The following is a 6056-nucleotide window of genomic DNA, read 5'->3' as shown; positions in this document are numbered from 1 at the left end:
TCAACGGGATAGCGACCGTTCTTGACTCCGCGATATCACGCAACACCCTCATAGGTTGTGTCAGTAACAACCTGTCGATAGGACTTGACTGAACAGGAGCGTGTGGGATGCAGGATATTCAATCGCAGATCAAACAACTGAAACGGCCGGGATTACTGGTCCGCGCCGCGCGATTTGGGCTCGACGGATACCGCCGGGACCGCGACCTGGCGCGTCTGTTGCCAGAGCACGGCACGACCGGTCCCGGTGCAGCCTTGATGGAGGCGGAGCGCGACGAGAACGAAGCGCGGCTGGCCCACGCAGCCTACTACGCAATCGTGCGACATATCGACCTGCTGACAGCCATCATGGCCGAGGCGCGCGACCTCGAAGAGATCGCGCGCCCGCGCCTGGTTCCGTAGTGGTGCCTGACTACATGAAGCTGTCGGGCATCGACGCCTTCTTGTCAGCCACATAGGCCCGCAACCGCGCCTCGATCTCCGGGTCGAGGGGCGGCTGAACGTAGGTGTCGATCATCTTTTTCACACGGACCGACGCCAGCGCCTGCGTATCCCGAGCCCCCTCCTCGTCCCAGGTCTCGAACGGCTTGTAGTCGAACAGGTCGGACCGCCAGAACGCGGCCTTGAAATTCGACTGCGTGTGTTCACACCCCAGATAATGGCCACCGGGACCGACCTCGGCGATGGCCCCCATCGCCTGACCGTTCTCGCTCAGGTCCACACCGCGCGCGAAATGGTGCAGCGTGCCAAGCTGATCGGCGTCCATCACGAATTTCTCGAAGCTGGCGACAAGCCCGCCTTCCAGCCAGCCGCAGGCGTGCAGCATGAAGTTCACGCCGGACAGAAGGCCCATCTGCAGGCTGTTCGACGTCTCGTAGGCGGCCTGCGCATCGGGCAGTTTCGATCCGCAGAACGACCCGGCGGACCGGTAGGGCAACCCCAGCCGCCGCGCGAGTTGCCCGGCACCATATGTGATGTGCGCGGCCTCTGGCGTGCCGAAGGTCGGCGCGCCGGAGTTCATGTCGATGGAGGTCACGAAGGCACCGAAGATCACCGGGGTGCCGGGGCGTACCACCTGGCTGTAGGCGACGCCCGCCAGCACTTCGGCCAGCACCTGCGTCAGGGTGCCGGCGACCGACACCGGCGCCATGGCACCACCCACGATGAACGGGCTGATGATGCTGGCCTGATTGTGTTCGGCAAAGATTTCCAACGCACCCATCATGATCGAATCGAACGTCAGCGGAGAGTTGATGTTGATGAGCGAGGTCATCACCGTGTTGTCGCGCACGAAATCCTTGCCGAACAGGATCTCGCACATCTCGACGGAATCTTTGGCGCGGGAGGGTTCCGTCACGGACCCCATGAAGGGCTTGTCTGACAACGTCATGTGCGCCAGCAGCATGTCGAGGTGCCGCTTGTTCACTGGAATGTCCGTCGGTTCGCAGACCGTGCCGCCAGAGTGGTGCAACCACTTGGACATGTAGCCCAGCTTCACGAATTTTTCGAAATCGGCCATTGTCGCATAGCGGCGACCACCTTCGGCATCGCGCACGAAGGGCGGGCCGTAGACTGGCGCAAGCACGAGGTTCTTGCCGCCGACAACCACATTGCGTTCGGGGTTGCGGGCATGTTGGGTGAATTGCGCGGGTGCCGTGCTGCACAGCTTGCGGGCCAGTCCGCGCGGAATGCGCACACGCTCTCCCTCGATCTCGGCACCCGCAGCACGCCAGCGGTCCAGTGCTGCCGGGTTGTCGACGAAATTGACGCCGATCTCCGCCAGGACGGTCTCGGCGTTACGCTCGATGATCTCAAGTGCTGCGTCGTCCAGCACCTCGAAGTTCGGGATATGGCGTTCGATGTATTTCGCGGTCTCCACGCTGACGGCGGTGCGTTCCGCGCGCCTGGCAGCCCCGCCGCCCCCGCGTGCCCTGCGTCCTGCTGTTGCTGCCTCGGTCATGTCCGCACCTTTCCCGCTGATCTTGGTGCCCCTGATACGCCAGACGCGACAGGTCAGAGAAGCGACAAACGCCACACCTGAGGCGAAAGCGACATTGCGGCCTCTCCGAAATCGACTTATCGAAAGCCATGGATATCACAGACCACCAACGCCTTCTGATCATCGACTTCGGGTCTCAGGTCACGCAACTGATTGCGCGTCGCCTGCGGGAACTGAACGTCTATTGCGAGATTCACCCCTTTCAGAACGTCACCGACGCCTTCCTGGCGGATTTCGCACCACGGGCCATCATCCTGTCGGGCGGTCCCGACAGCGTGACCCGCGCAGACTCGCCCCGCGCGCCGGATGCCGTGTTCACGATGGGCGTGCCGGTGCTGGGCATCTGCTACGGCCAGCAGACGATGATGCTGCAGTTGGGCGGCAAGGTCGTGGGCGGTCACGGCACCAAGGAATTCGGCCGCGCCTTCGTCAAGCAGCATGGCGCGCTTGACCTGTTGCAAGGCTGGTTCCTGACCGAACGCGAGCAGGTGTGGATGAGCCACGGCGACCACGTCTCCGAGATTGCACCGGGGTTCGAGGTCTATGGCACGTCGCCCAACGCGCCTTTTGCGATTACCGCGGACGTGTCGCGCCAATTCTATGCCGTCCAGTTTCACCCGGAGGTGCATCACACCCCGAACGGCGCGAAACTGTACGAAAACTTCGTCCGCATGGCCGGATTCACCGGCGACTGGACGATGCACGCCTACCGCGAACAGGCGATCGAGGCGATCCGCGCCCAGGTCGGCGACAAGCAGGTGATCTGCGCGCTGTCGGGCGGTGTCGACAGTTCCGTCACTGCCATCCTGCTGCACGAGGCGATCGGCGACCAGTTGACCTGTGTCTTCGTCGATCACGGCCTGCTGCGTCAGGGCGAGGCGGAACAGGTCGTCACCATGTTCCGCGACAACTACAACCTGAACCTGATCCACGCGGACGAATCAGTGTTGTTCCTTGGCAAGCTGGAAGGCGTCTCCGACCCGGAAACCAAGCGCAAGATCATCGGCGGCCTCTTCATCGATGTCTTTCAGAAATACGCCAACGATATCGAAGGTGCAGAGTTTCTGGCGCAAGGCACGCTGTACCCCGATGTCATCGAATCGGTATCCTTCAGCGGCGGGCCAAGCGTCACGATCAAGAGCCACCACAACGTCGGTGGCCTGCCAGAAAAGATGGGTCTGAAGCTGGTCGAGCCCCTGCGGGAATTGTTCAAGGACGAAGTCCGCACGCTGGGCGTCGAACTTGGCCTGCCGCCCAGCTTCATCGGTCGCCATCCCTTTCCCGGCCCCGGCCTTGCGATTCGCTGTCCGGGAGAGATCACGCGTGAAAAGTTGGAAATCTTGCGCAAGGCCGATGCCGTCTTCATCGACCAGATCCGGCGGCACGGGCTGTACGACGACATCTGGCAGGCCTTCGTCGCGATCCTGCCCGTCCGCACCGTCGGCGTCATGGGCGACGGGCGCACCTATGATTTTGCTTGCGCGCTGCGCGCCGTCACCTCTGTCGATGGCATGACCGCGGACTATTACCCCTTTACCCACGATTTTCTTGGCGAGACGGCGACCCGCATCATCAACGAGGTGCAGGGCATCAACCGCGTGACCTACGACATCACCAGCAAACCGCCGGGCACCATCGAATGGGAATGATCCATCCGGCCCATTTGATGGCCGAGCTGTCCCACCGATCCGATGGTCTCCGCGCCAGCTGCGATGCAGATGGTATTTCGGCGACGGCCAGCACAGGGCTGCACGTTATTCACTTACCTCCGCATGAACCTGCCGTGACCGACGCATGACGCCCACCCTGCGGGCCTGTCTTTGGATGATCGGCGCGATCTTCTCCTTCACGTCGATGGCGATTGCGGGTCGTCAGGTCAGCTTCGCCCTCGATACTTTTGAAATCATGACCTACCGCAGCCTGTTGGGTATCGCGATCGTCGTTGTCGTCGCGGGTTTGTCCGGCACATGGCGACAGGTCAACACGCAGCAACTCGGCCTGCATGCCGTCCGCAACATCGCACATTTTACCGGGCAGAACCTGTGGTTCTTTGCCATCGCGGTCATACCGCTGGCACAGGTTTTCGCGCTAGAGTTCACCACGCCGATCTGGGCGCTGCTGCTGTCGCCGCTGCTGCTGGGCGAGAGGATGACCCGGATCGGCATGTTGGCAGCACTGATCGGCTTCGTCGGCGTGCTGGTCGTGACCCGCCCCGGCAGCGCCTCCGTCTCTCCGGGGCTGATCGCGGCGGCGCTGTGCGCGGTCTGTTTCGCATTTTCGGCGATCTTCACCCGCAGGCTGACACGGACCCAGTCGATCACCTGCATCCTGTTCTACCTGACCACCATGCAGGCCTTGTTCGGCCTGATCTGTGCAGGTTTCGACGGCGACATGGCCCTGCCCGATGCGACCACCCTTCCCTGGCTTGTCCTGATCGGTTGCGCGGGCCTTTTCGCGCACTTCTGCCTGACGACTGCCCTGTCGCTGGCACCGGCATCCGTCGTCATGCCCATCGACTTCGTCCGCCTGCCCGCCATCGCCATCGTCGGCGCGCTGGTCTACGGAGAGGTCATCGATCCCTACATCCTGCTTGGTGCCGCCCTGATCTTTGGCGGCAACTACCTCAACATCACGCGGGGTCAGGCCCCTCGCGTCTGATGGCCTGTCGGCAAAGAGGTCACAGAATCCCCTGTCGCGCCGGTCTGACGCCGCGTCATTAATTGACCGTTAACCCCCGTCCCTGCAACGTCATGGAGAGGATAACGATTAATGATGGGGATGGAGACATGACAAGACAACTGACACTGACGGCGGCCCTGCTGCTGACAACGACCGCGGCCAGCGCCGCCGGCATCGATCGCACTCTGACCAACTACGGCACCCTGTTCGAGGTCGGGAACTACGTCGAACTGTCATACGCGAACGTCAGCCCGCGCGTGTCGGGTGAATACACGGCGGCAGCAACGGCGGTGACCGGTCAGTCCGGGACCGGCACCATGTCGGAAGATTTCAGCACCCTCTCGGGATCGCTGAAGTATGACCTGAACGACCGCCTCGCACTTGGTCTCTACGTCAATCAGCCGTTCGGTGCCGATGCGTCTTACCCGCAGGGCCTTTACCGTGGTCTGGCCGCCGAGTGGAACTCGATCGGCACCTCCATCGTCATGAAATACAAAGCCACGCCGAACATCAGCATCTACGGCGGTGCACGCAGCATCGAATCCGAAGCCAACATCGTGATCCCCAGCCTGCTGCTCGGGTCGAGCATCGCGCAGGCACAGGCTGGCGGCGGCGATCTGGCGGGTGCCGGCCGGACGCAGGCGATCCTAGCCAGCACCGACCCGGTCGATGGTCCATTCAGATACACCGCGCAGACCGACAAGGACCGGCAGACCAGCTACATCATCGGCGCCGCCTACGAACGTCCGGAAATCGCGCTGCGCGTCGCTCTGACCTACGAATCGGGTTACACTCACAGCTTTAATGCGACCGAGACCTTCGCGGCCATTCCCGGTATTTCCGGCACCCGCCCGACCGACATCTCGATGCCCGACGTCTACACGCTCGACTTCCAGTCCGGCGTCGCCACGGACACGCTTGTCTTCGGGTCCATCCGGCATGCGACCTGGTCCGACTGGCATGTCCGCCCGGACGGCTATGCCACACTGACCGGCGACGAGGTGACGGGCGTCGATACCGATTCGACAACCTATCGCATCGGCGTGGGCCGCAAGTTCAGCGACAGCCTTTCGGGCTTCGTGCGTGTCACGCATGAACCCGGCAATGGCGATACCCTGTCGCGTCTGGCACCCACCGACGGGTCGACGGCCTACGGCTTTGGCGGAACCTACACCACCGGTCCCATCAAGGTCACGGGCGGCGTCGAATACATCACCTTCGGCGAAGGAACGGATGCGGCTGGCACCGTCTTTGCCGAAAACGACGCAGTCGCGATCGGCGTATCGGTCGGCTACCGCTTCTGATCCATCACCAGACCCATGCAAAAGCCCCGGTCACGCCGGGGCTTTTCGCATGTTCCGGGTTGTGCGAGCATGGAC

The 6056-nt window shown here is 62.6% G+C and carries 5 protein-coding genes; 4 read left to right on the top strand and 1 reads right to left on the bottom strand.

Features of this window, described 5'->3' with window-relative positions; translation table 11 throughout:
* Positions 1–107: 107 nt before the first annotated feature.
* The gene (locus ACOI1H_RS22900; protein ID WP_422440450.1) at positions 108–401 is read left to right on the top strand and encodes a DUF6477 family protein; all 294 of its coding nucleotides are present in this window, start codon (positions 108–110) and stop codon (positions 399–401) included.
* A 10-nt stretch (positions 402–411) separates the two neighbouring features.
* On the opposite strand, the gene ACOI1H_RS22895 is transcribed toward ACOI1H_RS22900, so the two are convergent.
* On the bottom strand, positions 412–1959 hold the full coding sequence (locus tag ACOI1H_RS22895; RefSeq protein WP_422440448.1) for a trimethylamine methyltransferase family protein: 1548 nt from the start codon (positions 1957–1959) through the stop codon (positions 412–414).
* Positions 1960–2087: 128 nt separating this feature from the next.
* Here ACOI1H_RS22895 and guaA point away from each other — a divergent pair, with 128 nt between their 5' ends.
* The 3 genes from guaA to ACOI1H_RS22880 all read left to right on the top strand — a co-directional run bounded on the left by guaA (position 2088) and on the right by ACOI1H_RS22880 (position 5981).
* Positions 2088–3647 (top strand): glutamine-hydrolyzing GMP synthase, encoded by a 1560-nt coding sequence (gene guaA, locus ACOI1H_RS22890; protein WP_422440447.1) that lies wholly within the window; start codon positions 2088–2090, stop codon positions 3645–3647.
* Positions 3648–3792: 145 nt separating this feature from the next.
* Positions 3793–4656, top strand: coding sequence for a DMT family transporter (locus tag ACOI1H_RS22885; RefSeq protein ID WP_422440446.1), 864 nt, complete (start codon positions 3793–3795; stop codon positions 4654–4656).
* Between the two features lie 128 nt (positions 4657–4784).
* The gene (locus tag ACOI1H_RS22880) at positions 4785–5981 is read left to right on the top strand and encodes a hypothetical protein (RefSeq protein ID WP_422440445.1); all 1197 of its coding nucleotides are present in this window, start codon (positions 4785–4787) and stop codon (positions 5979–5981) included.
* Positions 5982–6056 lie beyond the last annotated feature (75 nt).

This window comes from Loktanella sp. DJP18, assembly GCF_049310965.1.
In the GTDB taxonomy this organism is placed as follows: domain Bacteria; phylum Pseudomonadota; class Alphaproteobacteria; order Rhodobacterales; family Rhodobacteraceae; genus Loktanella.
Note: the sequence above shows the minus strand (reverse complement) of the source record. Positions and strands in the feature narration are given on the sequence as shown.